At 62.5% G+C, this 19,778-nt stretch carries 20 protein-coding genes, 1 tRNA gene and 1 pseudogene; 13 read left to right on the plus strand and 9 right to left on the minus strand.

Going from position 1 to position 19,778, the window contains the following annotated elements:
- Positions 1–802 (minus strand): annotated as a pseudogene (locus Q0S16_RS20815) (glutamine--fructose-6-phosphate aminotransferase); the annotation flags it as partial.
- 196 nt (positions 803–998) lie between these two features.
- Between Q0S16_RS20815 and Q0S16_RS20820 the strand changes: the two are divergent.
- Positions 999–1,226 (plus strand): hypothetical protein, encoded by a 228-nt coding sequence (locus Q0S16_RS20820; protein ID WP_295852459.1) that lies wholly within the window; start codon positions 999–1,001, stop codon positions 1,224–1,226.
- Between the two features lie 20 nt (positions 1,227–1,246).
- Here Q0S16_RS20820 and glmU read toward each other — a convergent pair whose 3' ends face one another.
- Entirely contained in the window at positions 1,247–2,599 is a 1,353-nt protein-coding gene (glmU, locus tag Q0S16_RS20825) for a bifunctional UDP-N-acetylglucosamine diphosphorylase/glucosamine-1-phosphate N-acetyltransferase GlmU (protein WP_295852461.1), read from the minus strand.
- 174 nt (positions 2,600–2,773) lie between these two features.
- On the opposite strand from glmU, the gene Q0S16_RS20830 reads away from it, so the two are divergent.
- Together Q0S16_RS20830 and Q0S16_RS20835 are read left to right on the plus strand one after the other, a co-directional pair.
- Entirely contained in the window at positions 2,774–3,991 is a 1,218-nt protein-coding gene (locus Q0S16_RS20830) for an SNARE domain-containing protein (RefSeq protein ID WP_295852464.1), read from the plus strand.
- Between the two features lie 119 nt (positions 3,992–4,110).
- Positions 4,111–4,491: a hypothetical protein gene (locus Q0S16_RS20835; protein ID WP_295852466.1), complete on the plus strand. Its 381-nt coding sequence runs from the start codon at positions 4,111–4,113 to the stop codon at positions 4,489–4,491.
- Here Q0S16_RS20835 and Q0S16_RS20840 read toward each other — a convergent pair.
- Positions 4,451–6,097: a beta-(1-6) glucans synthase gene (locus Q0S16_RS20840; RefSeq protein WP_295852497.1), complete on the minus strand. Its 1,647-nt coding sequence runs from the start codon at positions 6,095–6,097 to the stop codon at positions 4,451–4,453. The genes Q0S16_RS20835 and Q0S16_RS20840 overlap by 41 nt on opposite strands.
- Positions 6,098–6,319: 222 nt before the next feature.
- Here Q0S16_RS20840 and Q0S16_RS20845 point away from each other — a divergent pair, with 222 nt between their 5' ends.
- From Q0S16_RS20845 to Q0S16_RS20880, 8 genes are all read left to right on the plus strand, one after another.
- Positions 6,320–6,862 carry a beta-1-3, beta-1-6-glucan biosynthesis protein gene (locus Q0S16_RS20845; RefSeq protein ID WP_295852499.1) on the plus strand — a complete coding sequence of 181 codons (543 nt, stop codon included), beginning with the start codon at positions 6,320–6,322 and terminating at the stop codon, positions 6,860–6,862.
- 185 nt (positions 6,863–7,047) lie between these two features.
- Entirely contained in the window at positions 7,048–9,723 is a 2,676-nt protein-coding gene (locus Q0S16_RS20850; RefSeq protein ID WP_295852469.1) for a glycosyltransferase, read from the plus strand.
- Between the two features lie 89 nt (positions 9,724–9,812).
- Positions 9,813–9,888 (plus strand) — tRNA-Lys (locus tag Q0S16_RS20855).
- A gap of 48 nt (positions 9,889–9,936) precedes the next feature.
- Complete coding sequence (locus Q0S16_RS20860) at positions 9,937–10,524, plus strand: formyltransferase family protein (RefSeq protein WP_295852471.1); 588 nt, start codon at positions 9,937–9,939, stop codon at positions 10,522–10,524.
- A gap of 168 nt (positions 10,525–10,692) precedes the next feature.
- Positions 10,693–11,043 carry a hypothetical protein gene (locus Q0S16_RS20865; RefSeq protein ID WP_295852473.1) on the plus strand — a complete coding sequence of 117 codons (351 nt, stop codon included), beginning with the start codon at positions 10,693–10,695 and terminating at the stop codon, positions 11,041–11,043.
- Positions 11,044–11,083: 40 nt separating this feature from the next.
- Positions 11,084–11,557, plus strand: a complete 474-nt coding sequence (locus Q0S16_RS20870; protein WP_295852502.1) for a hypothetical protein — start codon at positions 11,084–11,086, stop codon at positions 11,555–11,557.
- A gap of 196 nt (positions 11,558–11,753) precedes the next feature.
- Positions 11,754–12,632 (plus strand): DMT family transporter, encoded by an 879-nt coding sequence (locus Q0S16_RS20875; protein ID WP_295852504.1) that lies wholly within the window; start codon positions 11,754–11,756, stop codon positions 12,630–12,632.
- A gap of 127 nt (positions 12,633–12,759) precedes the next feature.
- Positions 12,760–14,154, plus strand: coding sequence for a caspase family protein (locus Q0S16_RS20880; RefSeq protein WP_295852475.1), 1,395 nt, complete (start codon positions 12,760–12,762; stop codon positions 14,152–14,154).
- Between the two features lie 36 nt (positions 14,155–14,190).
- Here Q0S16_RS20880 and Q0S16_RS20885 read toward each other — a convergent pair whose 3' ends face one another.
- The 3 genes from Q0S16_RS20885 to cysK are packed head-to-tail and all read right to left on the minus strand — an operon-like array spanning position 14,191 to position 15,742.
- Positions 14,191–14,517 (minus strand): hypothetical protein, encoded by a 327-nt coding sequence (locus Q0S16_RS20885; protein WP_295852477.1) that lies wholly within the window; start codon positions 14,515–14,517, stop codon positions 14,191–14,193.
- A gap of 2 nt (positions 14,518–14,519) precedes the next feature.
- Positions 14,520–14,759, minus strand: a complete 240-nt coding sequence (locus Q0S16_RS20890; RefSeq protein WP_295852480.1) for a BrnA antitoxin family protein — start codon at positions 14,757–14,759, stop codon at positions 14,520–14,522.
- Positions 14,760–14,764: 5 nt separating this feature from the next.
- A complete protein-coding gene (cysK, locus tag Q0S16_RS20895) occupies positions 14,765–15,742 on the minus strand; it encodes a cysteine synthase A (protein WP_295852482.1) in 978 nt (325 codons plus the stop codon).
- Between the two features lie 226 nt (positions 15,743–15,968).
- On the opposite strand from cysK, the gene Q0S16_RS20900 reads away from it, so the two are divergent.
- A complete protein-coding gene (locus Q0S16_RS20900; RefSeq protein WP_295852483.1) occupies positions 15,969–16,178 on the plus strand; it encodes a hypothetical protein in 210 nt (69 codons plus the stop codon).
- On the opposite strand, the gene Q0S16_RS20905 is transcribed toward Q0S16_RS20900, so the two are convergent.
- On the minus strand, positions 16,171–16,599 hold the full coding sequence (locus tag Q0S16_RS20905; RefSeq protein WP_295852485.1) for a hypothetical protein: 429 nt from the start codon (positions 16,597–16,599) through the stop codon (positions 16,171–16,173). The genes Q0S16_RS20900 and Q0S16_RS20905 overlap by 8 nt on opposite strands.
- Positions 16,600–16,820: 221 nt before the next feature.
- Here Q0S16_RS20905 and Q0S16_RS20910 point away from each other — a divergent pair, with 221 nt between their 5' ends.
- Positions 16,821–16,973 carry a hypothetical protein gene (locus Q0S16_RS20910; protein WP_295852488.1) on the plus strand — a complete coding sequence of 51 codons (153 nt, stop codon included), beginning with the start codon at positions 16,821–16,823 and terminating at the stop codon, positions 16,971–16,973.
- 334 nt (positions 16,974–17,307) lie between these two features.
- Here the strand turns inward: Q0S16_RS20910 and cueR are convergent, their stop codons facing one another.
- Positions 17,308–17,706: a Cu(I)-responsive transcriptional regulator gene (cueR, locus tag Q0S16_RS20915; protein ID WP_295852491.1), complete on the minus strand. Its 399-nt coding sequence runs from the start codon at positions 17,704–17,706 to the stop codon at positions 17,308–17,310.
- A 225-nt stretch (positions 17,707–17,931) separates the two neighbouring features.
- A partial coding sequence (locus Q0S16_RS20920; RefSeq protein WP_295852494.1) for a copper-translocating P-type ATPase occupies positions 17,932–19,778 on the minus strand: 1,847 nt, incomplete at its 5' end.

Consider the following 19,778-nt stretch of genomic DNA (forward strand, 5'->3'; position numbering starts at 1 on the left):
CCAGCGTGTGGCCGACCACTTCCGGCTGCTCGTGGATTTCCTTTGCCATGAAGTGGCGATAATTCGCCTTGTCGACCAGGAACGACGATGCGCCGGATTTCAGCACTTCGCGATTGGCGACGACGTTATTCTCATCGTAGATCACGCTGACTTCGCGCGACAGCACCACCCAGTCGCCGTCCTCGAGATAGCTGATGGTGTCGGTGAATGGCGCCAGCGCGATCGCATCTGAGCCCAGATACATCTCGCCGTCGCCGTGGCCGACCGCGAGCGGCGAGCCCTTGCGGGCGCCGATCAGCAGATTGGGGTGATCCTTGAAGATGAAGGCCAGCGCGAACGCGCCGCGCAGATGCGGCAGCGCCTGCTTCACCGCGTCCGGCGGCGACATGCCCTTCTGGAGATAGGAGTTGACGAGGTGGGCGACGACTTCGGTATCGGTCTCGCTGGCGAACACCGCGCCCTGCGCTTCCAGCATGATGCGCAATTCGCGAAAATTCTCGATGATGCCGTTGTGTACCACCGCGACGCCATCGGCGGCGTGCGGATGAGCATTGGCCTCGGTCGGCTTGCCATGGGTGGCCCAGCGGGTGTGGCCGATGCCGATATGTCCCGATAGCGGCGATTGGCCGAGCTTGGCTTCCAGGTTCCTCAACTTGCCTTCGGCGCGCCGCCGGTCGAGATGGTCGCCTTCCAGCGTCGCCACCCCCGCCGAATCATAGCCGCGATATTCAAGGCGCTTCAGCGAGTCCACAATCTGATCCGCCACCGGACCGCGTCCCAGAATTCCGACAATGCCGCACATGCGCGTTCAACTTTCCGAGGTACTTGAATGCCAGAACGGCCTCGCCTCTCTTACCGAGAATTGCGGACGCGTTGATACTCAATAATTATTGCCAATTGAGACAGCTTCGAATGCCCAATCCGGGCTTTCAACCGGTTCGTTTAACAGACTGTCAACGAGTTTGATCAAGGCTCGGAAGCAGCGGGAGGCGGCGCCCATGTCGGACATGCGCGAACGGAAATTCGATAACCGGAGCCTGATCTCTCCGGTCCGAAGGCGGCCGATCCAGGCCAGCCGCCTCGCGCATTGGCCGCCGCCGCATCAGAGCGCCGAGATCATCCGGAAAATCATCAAGCAACCGCACCCGCCCGGCGAACAACCCGCCCGTGCCGTGCGCCGTGGCTGGCGGCTGAAGCGCGATTTGTTCTCCGATGAGGAATCCTGACCGGGCCGCGCCTGGCATCCTCACTTCGACTTGCCGGCACGCGCCTTCGTGTCGCGAAACCGCGTCGCCCAGCCCTCCTTGGCAACCTGCGGGCTGCGCTCGACTGCCAGCGCGTCGTCCGCCACGTCGCGGGTGATCACCGAGCCGGAGCCGATATAGGCCCCGGCGCCGATCGTCACCGGCGCCACCAGCGACGAATTGGATCCGACAAAGGCGCCGGCACCGATCATGGTCTTGTGCTTGTTGAAGCCGTCATAGTTGCAGGTGATGGTCCCGGCGCCGATATTGGCGCCCGCGCCGATATGGGTGTCGCCGATATAACTGAGGTGATTGACCTTGACGCCAGCCTCGAGGATCGCCGCCTTGGTCTCCACGAAATTGCCGATCCGCGCGCCCTCGCCGACCGACGTGCCCGGCCGCAGCCGCGCATAGGGACCAATCGAGGTATTATTGCCGATCGTCGCCTGCACCAGATGCGAGAAGGCGTGAATCACCGCGCCGTCGCCGATGCTGACGCCCGGCCCGATCACCACGAAATGCTCGAGCGTGACGTCTTTTCCGAATGTCGTGTCGGCGGCGAGGTAGACAGTTTCCGGGGCCACGATGGTGACGCCAGCGTCGAGCGCGGCCTGGCGCAACCGCGCCTGCATGATCGCTTCGGCCTCGGCGAGCTGCGCCTTGGTGTTGATCCCGCGCACTTCGTCTTCGCCGGTTTCGATCACCGTGGCCTGCAGGCCCATGGCGCGAACCACCTCGACGGCGTCCGTCAGATAATATTCGCCCTTGCTGTTGGCGCAGCCGATCTGCTCGATGATTTTCAGCGCCGTCCTGCCGTCAAACGCCATCACGCCGGCATTGCAGAGATTGACCGCGCGTTCGGCGGCTGTCGCATCGGCATGTTCGCGAATCGCCACCAGCTGATCGCCTTCGACCAAGAGTCGTCCGTAGCCGGTCGGGTCGGCGGCGCGAAACCCCAGTACCACCAGCGCGGCGCCAGCTTTGAGCGGCGCGCGCAAGCGCTCAAAGGTTTCGGCCGAAATCAGCGGCGTATCGCCAAACGCAACCAGGACATCGTCGGCGCCACCGGCGATCGCTGCTTTGGCGGCCAGCACCGCATGAGCCGTCCCCAGTCGTTCGCGCTGCACGAAGGTGGCGACATCCGGCCGCACCCGCTTGGCTTCCTCGGCCACCGGCTGGTGATCCGGACCGACTACGATCGCCAGCGAGGTTCCGGCGCCATGCGGCGCAGCGTCAAGCACATGGGCCAGCAGCGACTGCCCGGCCACCTGATGCAGTACTTTTGGCGTCGACGATCGCATCCGCGTGCCCTCGCCGGCGGCGAGCACAATGGTCAGGCTGGTTCTGCCGGTCATCCAAATCCCCGTCTGCAAGGCGCAATCGCCGCCGTCGCCGTCATAAAGCGTTTTGCGCTGAAGAGGAAAGCAGTTTCAGTCGTACTGCGACCACCGCATCTGAGCCACTACACGGTTTCCTGATAATGTTTCGCTGTGATTCGCATGGCCCGCAGGGAGCGCCGAAGACGTCGCATGTCACACAAACGCGATCAGTGGGCCGATACTTTTTCAACCGAGCCCGGCGCCGGTTGGCTGTCGGGGTTTCTGGCGGACGAAGATGCGCTCGACCGGCGAACGCTCTGGCGTCTGGGGTCGTGGGGCGTCGGCGCCGTGGCGGCCGTCATCGTTGCGATTCTGGCCGGGCAAAGCTCGGTGCAACTGCGGCGGGAGCAGGACGCATCCGCCGATATGCTGGCGCGGCAATCGCAGCAGATCCAGTCTGTCGCCAAGGAAACCCAGACCGAGGCCAAGCGCCTGTCGCAGGCGATCGATACGCTGAACAGCGATCGCGACCGGCTATATGCGCGCGTCACCTCCGTCGAGCAGGGGTTGGATTCGGTCACGGGATCGATCAAGCGACAGGTCGCAGTAGCCGCGCCGGCCAACCTCGCACCAGTCCAGACTGCCCTGCCCGCCCAGGTGCCGGCGGCAGCCCCGGCCACCAGTGAAGTGGTTCCAATTCCGACCGCCAAGCCGCCGCTGCCGGCCATTACGTCGATACCGGTCAGCCCCGTGGTAACAGCCGAACCGGCGCCAGCCAAGCCGGTAGTGCCCGCGTCGGCGCCCGTCATTGCGCCGCTGATGGCATCGAAATCCATCATGGCGCCACCGGATGTCGCGGCGACCCGGTTGATTGAGCCGCCCGCGCCGGCCCCCCTGACCGCCCCCCCCGACATCACCGCTTCCATTCCTCCGGCGGCCGCCGAACCGGCCGCGGCGGAAGCCGTCGCGATTCCTGTGCAGCGGACCGAATTCGGCATCGATATCGGCGGCGCCAATTCGGTGGACGGCCTGCGTGCGCTGTGGCGCGGCACCGCCAAAGCCTACAAGGCGCTGGACGGGCTGCGGCCCATCATCATGGTCAAGGAACGCAACACTGGCCTCGGCATGCAATTGCGACTGGTCGCGGGTCCGATCGGCGACGCCGCCGCCGCCGCGAAGCTTTGTGCCGCGTTGATCGCCAGCAACCGTAGCTGCGAGACGTCGGTGTTCGATGGTCAGCGTCTGGCGCTCGGAAACAATGTGCCGCCCACGGTAACGCCTGCCGCGCTGGCACCACCGTCGCCACGCAAGCGCAGCAGCCGGATCAGCCGAACCGAACTGGCACCCCCGAAACCGATCGAAGAAGCGCCGCCGCCACCGCCACCCGCACCGCAGTCCTCGCTGTCGTCTTTTCTCGGCAGTCGTTGACAAAAGATCCGGGATAATCGCGCGTTGCGGCTGGAACTTAAAGCACCGTGTGAACCGGATTCCAGTTCTCGATCGGGCGCCGCTTGTCCCGCCACGCGATCCGAACCATAGTGCCGACGATGAAAAAAGATCCGTTCCGCCTCACCGCCCGCCAGGTTCAATGGCTTCTGATCGTTGGCTTCCTGAGCGTCGGCTACGCGCTGTATCTGCGCTATCTGGCGATCGAGATGTCGTCGGTCGCGCTGGCCTGCGACGCCGGTCTGCCCACGCTGCTGTGCAAGACCCGGATGCTGATGACGTCGCTGTTCAAGAGCTCGGTGTTCGGGATCGCCGCCGTGGCGATCGCCGTGCTCAATCTGATGCGGCCGTCGATCGTGTTGGTGACCGCCGCCCTGGTCGCCGCCGGCTTCGGCATCGTGCTCTATAATGTCGGCCTGTCGGGCCTTGCGATCGGCCTGCTTATTCTGGGATTTGCACGGCCCGCGCCCGCCACAGCGTGATGCCGAACAGCAAATAGATCGCGCAGGTCCACAGCGACTGCCAGTTGTCCGGGCCCTCGTTGAAGCCGACATACAGCGCTGCCAGCACGAACAGGCCGGCAAACACTGATTCGGCGATCGGACGGAAGCCGCCCTGCGGGCGGTTGAGCAGCATCAGCCCGGCGAACGGAACCACCGCCATGGTCAGCGCGGCGAATGGGAAGTCGCGGTAGCGGGGATCAAATACGAAGCCCAGCGCCGTCTCGGCACCGATCAGCGCCGTCACGATCAAGGTGAGCCCGAGCAACACGGTCGAGACCGAGCGGGTCCGGAACAGACCAGGACCCAGCAGTTCGAGAAATGTCGGCAGCGAACGACCTGACATCGTCGCATAGGCACAGAGCAACGGCGACAGAATGCCAGCCGCCAGCAAGCCGCCCCATTGCAGCCAGCGGCCAAGGCCGTAACTCTCATAGATCAGCTTGTCGGTGGCGACGCCAAGCAGAATGCCGGCGGCGGTTGCCGAAATCGCCAGGGTCAGCCACGCCGAAAAGCGCGGCGACCATGGACGCCGCCGCAATGTGCCCATGCCGACGGCGAATACCAGAACGCTCAATCCGAGCCCCAGCCCCATCTGCAGCTTCCACGACGGGTAATTGCTGATGGGCACGCCGGCCGGATAGTTCAGCGCGCGCTGGTCGGCATCGATCAGCCCCCAATAGCCGCCAACGGTTCCTTCCAGTTCGCGCTTCCACGGCTGGTCATAGGCCTCGATCAGGTTGACGCGAAAATTCTCGCGTTTGGCGAGGTCGAGGATTTCCGACACCACGCGCGCCTGATTGGTGCGCGACGGCAGTGCACCATCGCGCATCCGGCCGGCGCTCGGCCAGCCGGTCTCGCCGATCAGGATTTCCTTGGCCGGGAATGCCACCGCGACGCGCTTGCGGATCGAGTCGACATGGGCCGCGGCGTGGCGGGCACGTATCGGGAAGTCTTCCCAATACGGCAGGATGTGGATGGTGATGAAGTCGACCGCGTCATAGATCTCACGGTTGCGCAGCCAGAATTCCCAGACGTCGGCATAGGTCACGGGAACCTTGACCTGCGACTTCACCGAACGGATGTTGGCAGCCAGATCGGCGGCCGTCATTTCGCCGCGCAGCAGCACCTCATTGCCAACCACCACCGCGCTGATGACGTTCGGATAGTCCTTGGTCAGCTGCACCGCGATCGCGATCTGCGCCAGGTTCTTGAGCCGGTTGCTGCCGAGCCAGATGCCCTGGATGACCTTCAGGCCGACCTTGCCAGCCAGCGCCGGCACCTGGTCGAGGCCGTTCTCAATCGAATAGGTCCGCACACAGTTCGAGATCTTGGCGAGTTGCGCCAGATCCTGCGCCATCTGCTCGGTGGAAATCTGCGTCGTGGGAACCAGCGGCGTCTGCTCGCCGCGAAACGGCGCGTAGGAGACGCATTCCAGCTTGGCGGCGGGATCGATCGGCGCATGCGCCAGCGTCACCGGCGTGGCCAGCCACCACCACACCGCCGCGATCGAGCAAAGGGATAACAGGAGAAGCGCCAGCGGCGTGCGGTAGGAAATCGGTTCCGTCCTCCAAAGACGTCTGTCGATTAGCCCGTCACCGACGATCTGCCAAGAGCAGCCTGCAGGCAATCATCGCGATGACCGGTCGAAGCAAGCAAAAAGGAGTGCTAAGTTTCAGCTTTGCTGGACAAAATCCAAAATGTCCGTCATGGGATTCAAGCGCGATCCCTGTTGTAAAGGGACCTGACTCTACGACATCTGCCAAGGACGCCGGAGCGCACCGTGGCGACCAACTTTATCGGGGACTTCATGCGTCGACTGCTGTTCGGGTTCCAAACTACGGCGCTGCGTTATCTGGCTATCGCAGGATTGACCGTGATGTTCAGCGTCAGCGGCGTCGTCGCCCAGAGCGGCGCCCAGGATCAGAAGCCCGCGGCAAATTCGCCTTCGGCGGCCGACGTAGCCAAGGACAGCCAGAAAAAAACCGACGAATTCGTCGAGGCGACCCAGGCGATCAACGGACCCGCCGGCAATCCCGAATGCGTCTGGCTCGGCCGTCGCGTGGTGGTGCTGATGTGGCGCGACGATCTCGATACCGCGTTCCGCCACCTCGACCTGTATGACCGGTTCGGCTGCCCTGGCGGTCATGTACAGGCGACGTTCCGCTGCCTGGTACGATTCGGCGCGCTCGATCCGAAGGTGCCGGACAGTTTGAACGGCCGCGTCCATGCCTGCTGGATCAACCCCAATGCGCAACCTCAGACGGCCGCTGTGACGGCGCCCGCGCCCGCCGCCGCCGCAACGCCCGCCCCGGCGCAGCCCGAGGCCAAGCCGGCCGACGCGCCGAAATAATCCGGCGCGGCGGGAACGGCGGTAAATATTCGCGGTTTTGAATATGCCCGCCTTCAAAACGCCGCGACGTCATATGAGTTGTTAAATCGCGTGGCAGATTCATAGGTCTGCTGCCGTCATACTGGTCGGACCTAGGGGACGGGTCCGCTTCCCGGCCACGCTCGCCCCTTCATGGTTTAGTCGCGATGCGCGCCGTCGTCGCCGTTTTGCTGTTCGTGACTGCCGCTCACGCCGCCCTTTGGGGCGTGTTGCGCGAGAGGCAGGAAGCTCCGGACTTCAAAGGCATCCTCCCCAGTGTTTCCTATGCGCCGTTCGACGGCACGGCTCACCCCGACGTCGATAACATTCCGCAGCCGGAGAAAATTCGCGCCGACCTGAAGACGCTGGCCGGCGTCAGCCGGGCGATCCGACTCTATTCATCGACCGGCGGCGTCGAACTGGTGCCTCCCATTGCCAATGAAGCGGGCCTCAAGGTCACCGTCGGGGCCTGGATCGACAAGAATACCGACCGCAACGAGCGCGAGATTGTCTCGGCGGTCGAGCTGTCGAAGCGCAACAGCAACGTCAACGGCATTGTGGTCGGCAACGAGACCCTGTTCCGCGGCGAGCAGAAGGTCGAAGACCTCATCAAGCTGATCCAGCGGGTGAAGAGCCAGGTCAATGTGCCCGTCACCACCGGTGAAATCTGGAACATCTGGATCGAACATCCGGAGTTGGCCTCCTCGGTCGACTTCATCGCCGCGCACATCCTGCCCTATTGGGAAGGTTTCTCCGACCAGCAAGCGGTCGATCAGGCGCTGATCATCTACCAGAAGCTGCGCGACGCCTTCCCCGGCAAGCGCATCGTGATCGCTGAATTCGGATGGCCGAGTGCCGGCTATAATTTGAAGAGCGCGGTGCCTGGTCCGTTCGAGCAGGCCGTGACGCTGCGCACCTTCGTCAGCCGCGCCGAAGCCATCGGCATGGAATACAACATCGTCGAGGCGATCGATCAGCCCTGGAAGTTCTTCGAAGGCGGCGTAGGACCGTATTGGGGCATCCTGAACGCGGCGCGCGAGCCGAAATTCAGCTGGACCGGGCCGGTGGTCGACGAAAATCACTGGAAACTCGGCGGAATTGCGCTGCTGGTCGGCGTGCTGCTGTCGCTGCCGATTCTCCGACTCGTGCGGCCCACGCCGATGCAGACCCTGGTGCTGTCGGCCGCGGCCAATGGCGTCGGTGCCTGGGCCGCGACCATCTTCGCCTATCAGCAGGGCCATTATTTCGTCTGGGGATCGGCGTTCGCGCTGACGCTCGGCCTCACCTTGCTGGTGCCGCTGGTGCTGATCGCCATGGCCCGGATCGAGGAAATCGCCGCGATCGCCTTTGGCCGCCCGACAATGCGGCTGCTGACGCCAGCGCAGACCTCGGCGCTGGCCGTTCCGGCGGGTGGCCATTTCCCCAAGGTCTCGATCCATATCCCGGCCTACCGCGAATCGCCGGAGATGCTGAAGCTGACCCTCGATGCCGTGGCGCGGTTGGATTATCCGAATTTTGAATGCGTGGTGATCATCAACAACACGCCGGACCCCGCCTTCACGCAGCCGATCCAGGATTATTGCCGGACGCTCGGCGAACGCTTCATCTTCATCAACGCCCTCAAGGTCGAAGGCTTCAAGGCCGGCGCGCTGCGCATTGCGATGGAGCGCACCGCGGTCGACGCGGAAATCATCGGCATCATCGACGCCGACTACATGGTGGAGCCGAACTGGCTGAAGGATCTGGTCCCGGCCTTCGCCGACCCCAATGTCGGCCTGGTGCAGGCGCCGCAGGACCACCGCGACGGTAACCGCTCGCTGATGCACTACATCATGAACGGCGAATATGCCGGCTTCTTCGACATCGGCATGGTCCAGCGCAACGAGGCCAATGCCATTATCGTGCACGGCACCATGTGCCTGATTCGCCGCGCCGCGATGGACATGGTCGGCGGCTGGGCCGGCGACACCATCTGCGAGGACAGCGATCTGGGTCTGGCCATCATGGAACATGGCTGGCTGACGCATTACACCAGCAAGCGCTACGGCTACGGGCTGCTGCCGGACACCTATGAGGCGTTCAAGAAGCAGCGTCATCGCTGGGCCTATGGCGGTTTCCAGATCATCAAGAAGCACTGGCGGTTCTTCCTGCCCGGCGCCAGCCGGCTGACGGCGGACCAGAAACGCGAATTCGGGCTGGGCTGGCTGAACTGGCTCGGCGCCGAGAGCCTCGGCGTGCTGGTCGCCCTGCTGAACCTGGTCTGGGTGCCGATCGTGGCCTTCGCCGACATCGCCATCCCCGACAAGATCCTGACGCTGCCAATCATCGCCGCCTTCGTGGTGTCGCTGGTGCACTTCATCATTTTGTATCGGCTGCGCGTCCACGTGAAGACCTGGCAGATGCTGGGGGCCATGGTCGCCGCGATGTCGGTGCAGTGGACGGTATCGCGCGCCGTCGCCAACGGCCTGATCACCGAGCACCTGCCCTTCACCGTCACCTCGAAGGGGGGCCTGTCGAACATGTCGATCGAGTTCCAGGCGTTCTGGGAGGCGGTGATTGGAGCCCTGCTGCTGGTCGGCGCCGGGGTGCTGATCATGTCCAACAGCTTCAAGCAGGTCACCGAGATCTATATCTTCGCTGGCGTGCTGGTGCTGGAAAGCCTGCCGTTCCTGTCGGCCGTGGCGATTGCGATTCTGGAAAACTCGCGATCCAATGATTTTGTCTGGTGGCGCAACACCACGGTGCGAACCGCCGAACTGATCGGCCTACGGCCGGTAACGATGCACAATGCCATACAGGTTGCGCCGCCGGTGGCTTCGGAGATCCAGCGCAAGGCGAGCTGAGCGATCCGCATGCGTCGCGATGGGGCAATTCTCACAACTGTGGACCGCGCTCTTGACCCGCGCGGACGCGCCTTCTATCACCCCCTCGGGGGCGGGTAGCTCAGTTGGTAGAGCATTCGACTTTTAATCGAATGGTCATGGGTTCGAGCCCCATCCCGCCCACCACCATGACCATCGCCACACTCCGGCTTTCTACCTGCGGACAACTGAACCATGCGCATCACGCTCGTCGGCTCCCGCCATTTTGGCGTCATCACCCTCGAGACGCTGCGTAACCATCAGGTGGAAATCGCCCGGGTGGTGGTCGCCGAAGCCGAGGACCGTCTCGCCGCCGCGGCCGTCGCCGCGGGCATCCCGGTGACCGTACAGGCCAATCCGAAGATGGTGGTGGCGTCGGAAATCGCCGAGGGCACCGACCTGATCATCACCGCCCACAGCCATGCGCGAATCGGCAGGGACGCGCTCGCCGCCTCGAAAATGGGCGGTATCGGCTATCACCCCTCGCTGTTGCCCCGTCACCGCGGCATCGCGGCGGTCGAATGGACGATTCGCGAAGGCGATCCGATCGCCGGCGGCACCATCTATCATCTCGCGGACACCATGGACGGCGGCGCCATCGCGCTGCAGGAATGGTGTTTCGTGAAGAAGGGCGAGACCGCCCGCGAATTATGGGAGCGAGCGCTGGCTCCGCTCGGTCAGAAATTGCTCGGTGACATTGTTGATTACGCCTTGAAGAATCACAGCCTGCCGGCCATCCCGCAGGACGAGCAATTCGCGACCAAGGCGCCCAAACTGGTCTGAAACACGCGTGAGCCGCTGTTTTCCGCCGAGAAACTGCTCTGCGGAACAAAAACAGCCCTGCCGGATTAATCCCGCGTGAAAAGTTGTCGTGCAATTGCCGCATCGCAGCAAAGTTTGGACACATTATGTGCCCATTACGACAGCATCACAACATCAGGGATATGCCTCATGCGTTTCAACCGCATCGCGACACTCTATTGCGGCTTGCTCATTATGGGCGCGGCGGCGCCGGCTCATGCGGCAGATAACGCCTATGATGGTCTATGGAATGTCACAATCGTCACCAAGACTGGCAGTTGCGAGCCGACGGCGCGCTATCCACTTACCGTAACCGACGGTAGAGTGACGGCGCCCGGGGCTGATGTGTCCGGCAAGGTTGGCCGCGAAGGCATGGTCCGGGTCTCGATCGGCGCCGCCTTTGCCAACGGTCAGCTGAGCGGGAACACCGGTTCGGGCAAGTGGAATGGGGCATCTGGCGGGGTGCCGTGCAGCGGTCGCTGGGAAGCGTCACGTCAATAATCAAATTGGGAATGAATTTATGAACTCTCGTTCGGCGGTTATGCAGTTGGTTGGCTCGACAGTGTTCGGCGCGGCCTTGATGGTTTCGGGATCGGCCGCGTTCGCGCAGTCGGCGCCGTTTGCCGGCATGGCTGGAGTCTGGTCCGGGACCGGAACCATTTCGCTCGACGGCGGCGCGCAGGAGCGCATTCGCTGCAAGGCGACCTATGCCGTCAGCAGCGAAGGTAACGGCCTCAATCAGGCCCTGCTCTGCGCCAGTGACAGTTACAAGTTCGAGCTGAAGAGCGACGTGCTCGCCAAGGGCGGCACCCTCACCGGCCGATGGGCGGAGACCACCCGAAATGTGAGCGGATCGCTCGAAGGCAATGCCGGCAACGGAAAGTTCAACGTCATCGTGTCCGCGCCGGCCTTTACCGCGAAACTGACGATGACGACCACGGGCAACAAGCAGAACGTGGCCATCACCTCGGAAGGCGCTTTCAAGGGCGCCAACATCGCGCTGAACCGCAGCTAATTTATCCAGCGCTTGAGCCTTGCATCCCCGGTCGCTCGCGGCCGGGGATTTGCGTTTGTGCCGAGCCAGTCACCTGCGCATCGCACGCCCGGCATATTCGCGCGTTGCAAAGCTCGGCAAGCTCGCCGATACAACCTTCGCTTACATGCGCCCGTTGCTACGCGAGCTTTGCAACGCCACCAGGTATCCTCCCGTGTTGGACCGTACGCCGTCGAAACCCCGCGCTGCGCTGTGGATGTCCGGCTGGCTGCTGCTGATGCTGTTCGTGGCCATTGCCGGGCGTGAGACGCTGCGCGAGTTGAACGTGTTCCAGGTTATGGAAGTGCGCTCGGTGATTGGCTTCCTGTGGTTACTGCCGATCCTTTATTTCAATGGCGGATTCACCGCGATGAAGACCGCGCGGCCGATGACGCACCTGACGCGCAATCTGGTGCATTACATCTCGCAGATTGGCTGGTTTTTCGCACTCACATTGATTCCGCTGAGTCAGCTGGTGTCGATCGAATTCACCATGCCGATCTGGATCGCGATCATGGCCGCGATTTTCCTCGGCGAAAAGATGACGGTGTGGAAGATCACGGCGATCGTGCTCGGCCTGATCGGCGTCGTCGTGATCGTTCGGCCGAGCGCCGGCGCCGTCAATCTCGGACAGTTGGTGGCGCTTGGCGCCGCGTTCGGCTTCGGCATTTCCATCACCATGATCAAGTCGCTGACCCGCACCGAGAGCGCGCTGAAGATTATCTTCTGGATGATCATCGTGCAGTCGGTCGCCGGTTTCGTTCCGGCGCTGTATTTCTGGCAGTGGCCCTCGGCCTATGTCTGGGTCTGGCTGGTGGTGATCGCGTTCTGCGGTACGTTTTCTCATTTCTGCATGGCGCGGGCGATGCTCTACGCCGACGCCACGGTCGTGGTACCGATGGATTTTCTGCGCGTGCCGCTCAGCGCCGCCATCGGCTGGCTGCTCTATGCCGAACGGCTCGACATCTTCACGGTGCTGGGTGCCGTGCTGATTCTCGCCGGCAATATGCTCAATTTGCGCAGTCCGGGTGCGGCGCCGACCCGCGCGACGGCGTAACAGCACGGTAGCGCGCCCTGCTCTGCGAGAGCTTCCCGACCATTTCAATCCATTTCCAAATGTGGCGAAACGGTGTTATCGATGGTCGCAGACTTCGGATCCTGCTGGACCGGTCGGGAGATTGCAGATGCGCTACGCTTTCCTTGCGCTGTCGATGTTATCGGTGCTGTTTTCAGCCGACGCCGCCCTCGCTGACAAGCGCGTGGCTTTTGTGGTGGGTAACGGCGCCTATCGGAACGTCGAACCACTGCCCAACCCGACCATCGATGCCAAGGCGATGGCTATGACCTTGCGCAATGTCGGCTTCGATGTGGTCGAAGGCTCCAACCTGACCCGCGACGCGATGACCGAGAAGCTGCTCGATTTCGGCCGCAAGGCGCAGGGCGCCGACATCGCGCTATTTTTCTACGCCGGTCACGGCATCGCGGTGAACGGGATCAATTACCTGCTGCCGATCGATGCCAATCTGAAGTCGGAGATGGACGTCAAGCTCGGCGCCGCGATCAACATCGAAACCACGCTCGACCAGACCATGGGCGATGCCAAGGTCAAGCTGGTGTTCCTCGATGCCTGTCGTGACAATCCCTTTGCCGCCAAGATCCGCTCGGCGTCCACCACCCGCAGCGTCTCGGTCACCACCGGCCTCGCCGAAATGAAATCCAGCGAGGGCACGCTGATCGCCTTCGCTACCGGCCCCGGCCAGACGGCGCTGGATGGCCAGTCCGGCAGCAACAGCCCGTTCACCCGTGCGCTGCTGGCCAATATTGCCAGCCCCGGGGTCGAGATCCAGCAGGCCATGACCAGAGTACGCGCGCAGGTCAATGAAGAAACCAGCAAGGGGCAACTGCCCTGGGGCCACACCAACCTGATCGGCTCGGTCTATCTCAATCCGACCAGCGGCACGGCCGCGTCCGCAATTCCCGTCGCCGGACCGGCTGCCGCGGCAGCAACCGCCAATTCCGATGTCGAACTGGAATTCTGGCGCTCAATCAAGGATTCCAACAAGCCGGAAGAGCTGAACGCCTATTTGACCATGTATCCGGTCGGCCAGTTCAAGCCGCTGGCGCTGGCGCGCATCGCCTCGCTGCAGGATGGCGCATCAACCACCACGCGGAACCTCACCACCGGGATCGACAAGGCCGTCTACACCGAACCGTCGAGCCAGATCACGGAAGACCAGATCGGCCTCGACAAGGGCCTGCGCCGCGATGTGCAGCGCCGTCTCACCGGGCTTGGCTTCGACACCAAGGTCAGCGGCACATTCAGTGAATCGACCCGCGCGGTGATCATGCGCTGGCAGGCCGCCCGCAATTATCCGAAATCGGGCTATCTCAACCGGCTGCAGCACGGTGCGCTGCTGACCGAGATCGTCGCCCGCAACGACGAGCCGGAAGAGCGCGCCAAGCCGGAGCGCCGCCAGCGTCGTCAGAGCGGCGGCAATGGTGGTGGTGGCCGAGGTCCCGACATGGCGGGCCCTGGCCGCTTCATTGGCGGCATGGTCGGCGGTATTTTCGGACGCTGAGGCGCACCATCGCAGTCCGGTATCGCCGGACCCGCTTCATGGCAGCTTGATGCAATCGGCGCTGCCGTCGATCGGCTTGACGAACTTGTTACCGCCGGAGCCGATCTGGCACATCTCGACTTCCTTGCCGGCCGGCACCGGCTTGCCGCAGGTGATCTGCGGGTTGTTGTCATATTTGGTGGTCGAGAATTTGCATGTCACGATGCATGACGCATCGACGTCGAGCGTGTTGGTCATCATCACGCTGGCTTGCGTCTCGCCTGGCAGGATGATGCAACTGAAGGGTACCGGCGCAGCTCGCGCGGCCTGGAATGTGATGGCCAGGCCAAGACCGAGCGAGGGCAGCCATCTTGCGGGGGGCACGGCTACTTGCCCGCGGCCTTTCGCAGCGCATCGTTGATGCGGTCCTGCCAGCCCGGACCGCCTTCCTGAAAGTGCTCGAGCACCTCCTGGTCGATCCGCAGCGACACCAGTTCGCGAACCCCTGGGACGGCGGGTTTGCTGGCCGGGGCTTCCATCACCTTCGTGGTGGTCTGCTTGAATGCGGCCTCGGCCTCGCTGCGGGCATCCTGAAGCGTGCGAGGGCGCCGCGGGGTCTGGGCCATAATGATCAGATTCCTTCGAACAATACGGTCGAAAGATAACGCTCCGAGAACGACGGCACAATCGCCAGGATGGTCTTGTCCGCATTCTCCGGCCGTTGTCCGAGTTGCAGCGCCGCCGCGATCGCCGCGCCGGACGAGATGCCGCCCGGGATACCTTCATTGCGCGCCAGCGCCCGCGACGTTTCAACCGCCGTCGCACTATTGATCTTGATGATCTCGTCGATCACCGCGCGGTCCAGCACCTCGGGCGCAAAACCGGCGCCGATGCCCTGGATCTTGTGCGGGGAATGCTGGCCGCCGGATAGCACCGGACTTTCCTCAGGCTCGACCGCGACGATCCGCAGCGACGGCTTGCGCGCCTTCAGCACCTGACCGATGCCGGTAATGGTACCACCGGTACCGACGCCCGCGACGATGAAATCGATCTCACCCTGGGTGTCGTTCCAGATTTCTTCGGCGGTGGTGTGACGGTAGATTTCGGGATTGGCGAGGTTCTTGAACTGCTGCGGCATCACGGCGTTGGGTGTGGTTCGCACCAGTTCCTCGGCCACCGCGATCGACCCCTTCATGCCTTGCGCCGCCGGCGTCAACACCAGTTCGGCGCCGAGAAACGCCAGCATCTTGCGGCGCTCGATCGACATCGAATCCGGCATCACCAGTTTCAACCGGTAGCCGCGTGACGCTGCGACAACGGCCAGCGCGACACCGGTGTTGCCGGAAGTGGGTTCGATCAGCACGGTATCGGCATTGATCGTACCCGCCTTCTCCATGGCGATGATCATCGCCGCGCCAATGCGGTCCTTCACACTGGTCGACGGATTGAAATATTCCAGTTTGGCGAGAATGGTGGCAGTGACGCCGTGCTGCTTCGGCAACCGCACCAGCCTGACGATCGGCGTATCGCCGATCGCCTCGACCACGCTGCCGAAGACGCGGCCGCGGCCCGGTCGGTGCGAAGCAATACTGTCTGGCGATCTATCCATGGCCGAACTCCTGCTGCCTGATTATGCAAACGCAACGGTAATTGCGAGGCTACATCTCATCTGTGGCGGCGCGTAGGCAATCGAGCCAGCCACCCACCGCCAAGATTCGCAGCAAACTACTGAAAAAATGTAGATTCAAAAAACCTAAAACGAACGCATTTGTGTTGCGACACCGTCAAAGAAATCAGGTTATGATTGCTCGTCGTCTGATGGCAAGGAGGTCACGATGCCAGCGATTGCTGCGGTGCGTTCGACCCGCGTTTTCCAACCTTGTCCGCGTGGAAGCGAGCTTCCGACCTGCCCCGTTTGTGCCGATTCGATGATCGCCGCCGAATCATCGGCCTTCCTGTCGGATGATGTGGTGAGCTATCTCTGGACCTGCGACACCTGCGGCTATGGTTTTGTCACCAAGCACGCCGTCAAGAAGATCAGCTGAATCGCTCTTGTGCGGCTTCTTGAAGGACTCGCGAGTTCATCGCAAAAGGTGAATTCCGTGAGGCTTCCGTCGCCTGATCCCGACAGCGCACCGGCCAATGCAACGCTAGAACGTCAGCGGTTGGCGAGAGCTTGTCGAGGATACGCTCTGGGCAAAAGTCGAGTACGGGCCCCTCTTCCTCAGCCATATCCTTCAGGCGATAGCTGTCGGGGCCGCCTTCCGGATCGTGCTGTAGCATGAGAACCACAGCCTCCGCCGATCCCGCCTCGGCGTTCTCAACGGCCGCATAACCGACGGCGGCGAATCCACCTACGTTAATCCCGGTCATCTCAATATCGACGACCTTGCCGTACCGGCGCGCGACCCATGCTTCCATCGCGTCGGTCAGCGAACCCTCAATCTTAATATTTTCGCAACTCATGTTGTCCTCCCATTGCTGGGATCATATTGGCTATCAGCCAAGCAAGCGTCGAGACTACAGCGCGTACTTGGGCGATCCATCTCGAAATTGGGGACACTGCGCGCTAAATTCGTGCAACATTTGAGACAATCGACACCGTTCCTCGTGGCGATCCATTCGTCAAGGCGTCGCTCCAGCAGCGCCCTGGCGAGGCCTCCGCGACAACAGAACTTGAGGCTTGGATGGCGACCCTCGATTTCAGCGACCTGAGCAGCAAGCCTGCAGGCGAGAACCTCGAGGGCCTGGTCCGTCTGATCGGAGAGTGGCGATCTGGCTCGTACATCCGGATAACCGGATCGACCGCCGCAATATCCCCGTCGATCTTCGCGACCTGATCAATCAGCGCCTGGCGGTCCGCCTTTAATTCATGCTGCTTGCGTCGTAGTTCGCGAACAAATTCCATCAAAAACCCCGAAAACAGATAAGGCCAATATGGCAGGAAGCGAGGCCTTGGTCTGGTGGCGTTTGCTACCTAATGCCCGAAAGATGAAGCTACAAGTCCATTAAATACATTGAGACCCCGCCCCTATGCCGATCCCGAAGCCGCTGCCTAGAAGCTCGTTGAAATTGCGCGCACCTCAGAGTCGACGAAGGCCGTATCTGCGTCGGCGATTGGAACAAAGGCTTCCTGCGCGACAATGGGAGCGTCGCCGTCAACGCAGCGATCAATCACGACTTGAGTTGAGAGTTCGACAATCCCTCGATGATGGGACAATCGGGGCGACTATCGCCATGGCAGCTGCGGACAAGGCGGCGTAAGGTGTCTCGAAGCTCATTGAGCTCGACCAGCTTCTTGTCGATTTCCTTGAGCTTGGCATTTGCTAGGGCTTTGACATCCGCGCTCTGGCGTTGCTTGTCGTTGTAAAGCGAGAGCAGTTGTCGGCATTCCTCAACCGAAAAGCCCAGGCTGCGCGAGCGCTGGATGAAGCGCATGCGATGGACGTCGGGCATTGAATAGTCGCGATAGCCATTGCTGGCTCGATCGGCGGTCAGTAGGCCGATATCCTCGTAATATCGAATGGTCTTAGCTGGCAGGCCCGACTTTTCAGATGCGGCGCCAATATTCATACGAGCCTCCTTTGAAACGATTTCGTCACATATAAAGCTTCCAGTAACTAGAATCTCAAGCCCCTTGATCCAGCGAGCTTGATAATTCGGCTCGCGGGGCTGCGCGCCCGACGATCAGTCTTCATAGACCATGGAGCTCATCATGCCTCCTACTCGACATGGCGATCCTCAAAACAAAAGAGGGATTGAGAGAGGCGGCCCGCCTCAATGGCGAGCCGGATGCGTTCATTCGGCTGGAGCAAACGAAACCGCAGCGATGTCGCCAGTTTCCCGGACGGGTGCCTGGAAGCGCTTGAGGCGCATCGCGTTGCCGAGCACGAAGACACTCGATAGTGCCATCGCGCCGGCCGCCAGCATCGGCGACAGCAGCGTGCCGCTAACGGGATAAAGTGCTCCAGCCGCGACCGGGATCAGGGCCGCGTTGTAGGCGAAGGCCCAGAACAGGTTCTGATGGATGTTACGGATCGTCGCTTTCGACAAAGCGATCGCGTTGGCGACACCGAGCAGATCGCCTGACATCAACACTACATCGGCGCTTTCGATCGCAACGTCCGTGCCGGTGCCGATCGCCATGCCGACATCAGCCTCGGCCAGGGCCGGCGCATCGTTGATGCCGTCGCCGACGAAGGTTACAGCGCGGCCGCCGGCCCGCAGGCGCTTGATCGCACCGACCTTGCCGTCGGGCAGCACTTCAGCAATGACCTCGTCAATGCCGAGTTGGGTAGCGATCGCTTCTGCGGTGCGACGATTGTCGCCGGTGATCATCGCGACCTTTAAACCCATGGCCTGCAGGGCGCGAATTGCTTGCGGGGTCGAACGCTTGATCGGATCGGAAACCGCGATCACGGCAGCGAGCTTGCCGTCGACAGCCGCATAGAGCGGCGTCTTGGCTAGCTTGCCCATGCGGCTTGCGGCGTCGGCGAAGGTGTCCACCGCAATGCCCAGCTTGGCCATATAGCGGTCGGCGCCAACAGCAACCTGGTGCTGACCAACCTTTGCGCTGACACCGAAGCCGGGCACGGCTTCGAAAGCGCTGACCTCACCCAATGAATAGCCTTCACCCTTGGTGGCAGCCACGATGGCGGCGGCAACCGGGTGTTCCGACTGAGCCTCAATCGAAGCAACGAGTGCCAGAACCTTCGCACGCTCGAAACCGCTGGTGACTTCGAAATCGGTCATCACCGGCTTGCCAGCGGTGAGGGTACCGGTCTTGTCAAGGGCCACGACCTGCGTCGACTTCAGAGATTGCAGCGCCTCTCCATTCCGGAACAGCACGCCGAGTTCGGCGGCACGGCCCGTGCCGACCATGATCGAGGTCGGGGTGGCGAGACCCATGGCGCACGGGCAGGCGATGATCAGCACCGCGACCGCGTTGACCAGCGCGAAGCTGACGGCAGGTTCCGGGCCGAAGAACAGCCAGACCAGAAAGGTCAACGCCGCTGCGGCCATGACGGCATGTACGAACCAGGCTGTCACCTTGTCGACGACGGCCTGGATCGGCAGCTTTGACCCCTGCGCGGATTCGACCATGCGGATGATCTGGGCGAGCAGCGTGTCGGCGCCGACCTTGGTTGCGCGATAGGTGAAGCTGCCGGTCTTGTTGATCGTGCCGCCAACGACCTCTGCACCTTCTCCCTTGCTGACCGGGATCGGCTCGCCGGAGATCATCGACTCGTCCACGTACGACGAACCCGACAACACGACACCATCGACCGGCAGCTTGTCGCCCGGACGCACCTGGACGACATCACCCGCGATCACCTCATCGAGCGAGGTCTCGACGAACTCGCCGTTGCGCTTGACGCGCGCCGACTTCGCCTGCAGGCCCATCAGTCGCTTGATTGCTTCGCTGGTGCGGCCCTTGGCCTTGGCTTCGAGCACGCGGCCAAGCAGGATCAGCGTGACGATGACCGCGGAGGCCTCGAAATAGACATTGGCCGTGCCGTCCGGCAGCACACCCGGTGCGAAGGTCGCAACGACGGAATAGGCCCAGGCCGCCGTCGAACCCAGCATCACCAGCGAGTTCATGTCGGGTGCCAGGCGCAGCAGCGCCGGCACGCCCTTCTTAATGA

This window comes from Tardiphaga sp. (assembly GCF_025356345.1).
Taxonomy (GTDB): Bacteria; Pseudomonadota; Alphaproteobacteria; order Rhizobiales; family Xanthobacteraceae; genus Tardiphaga.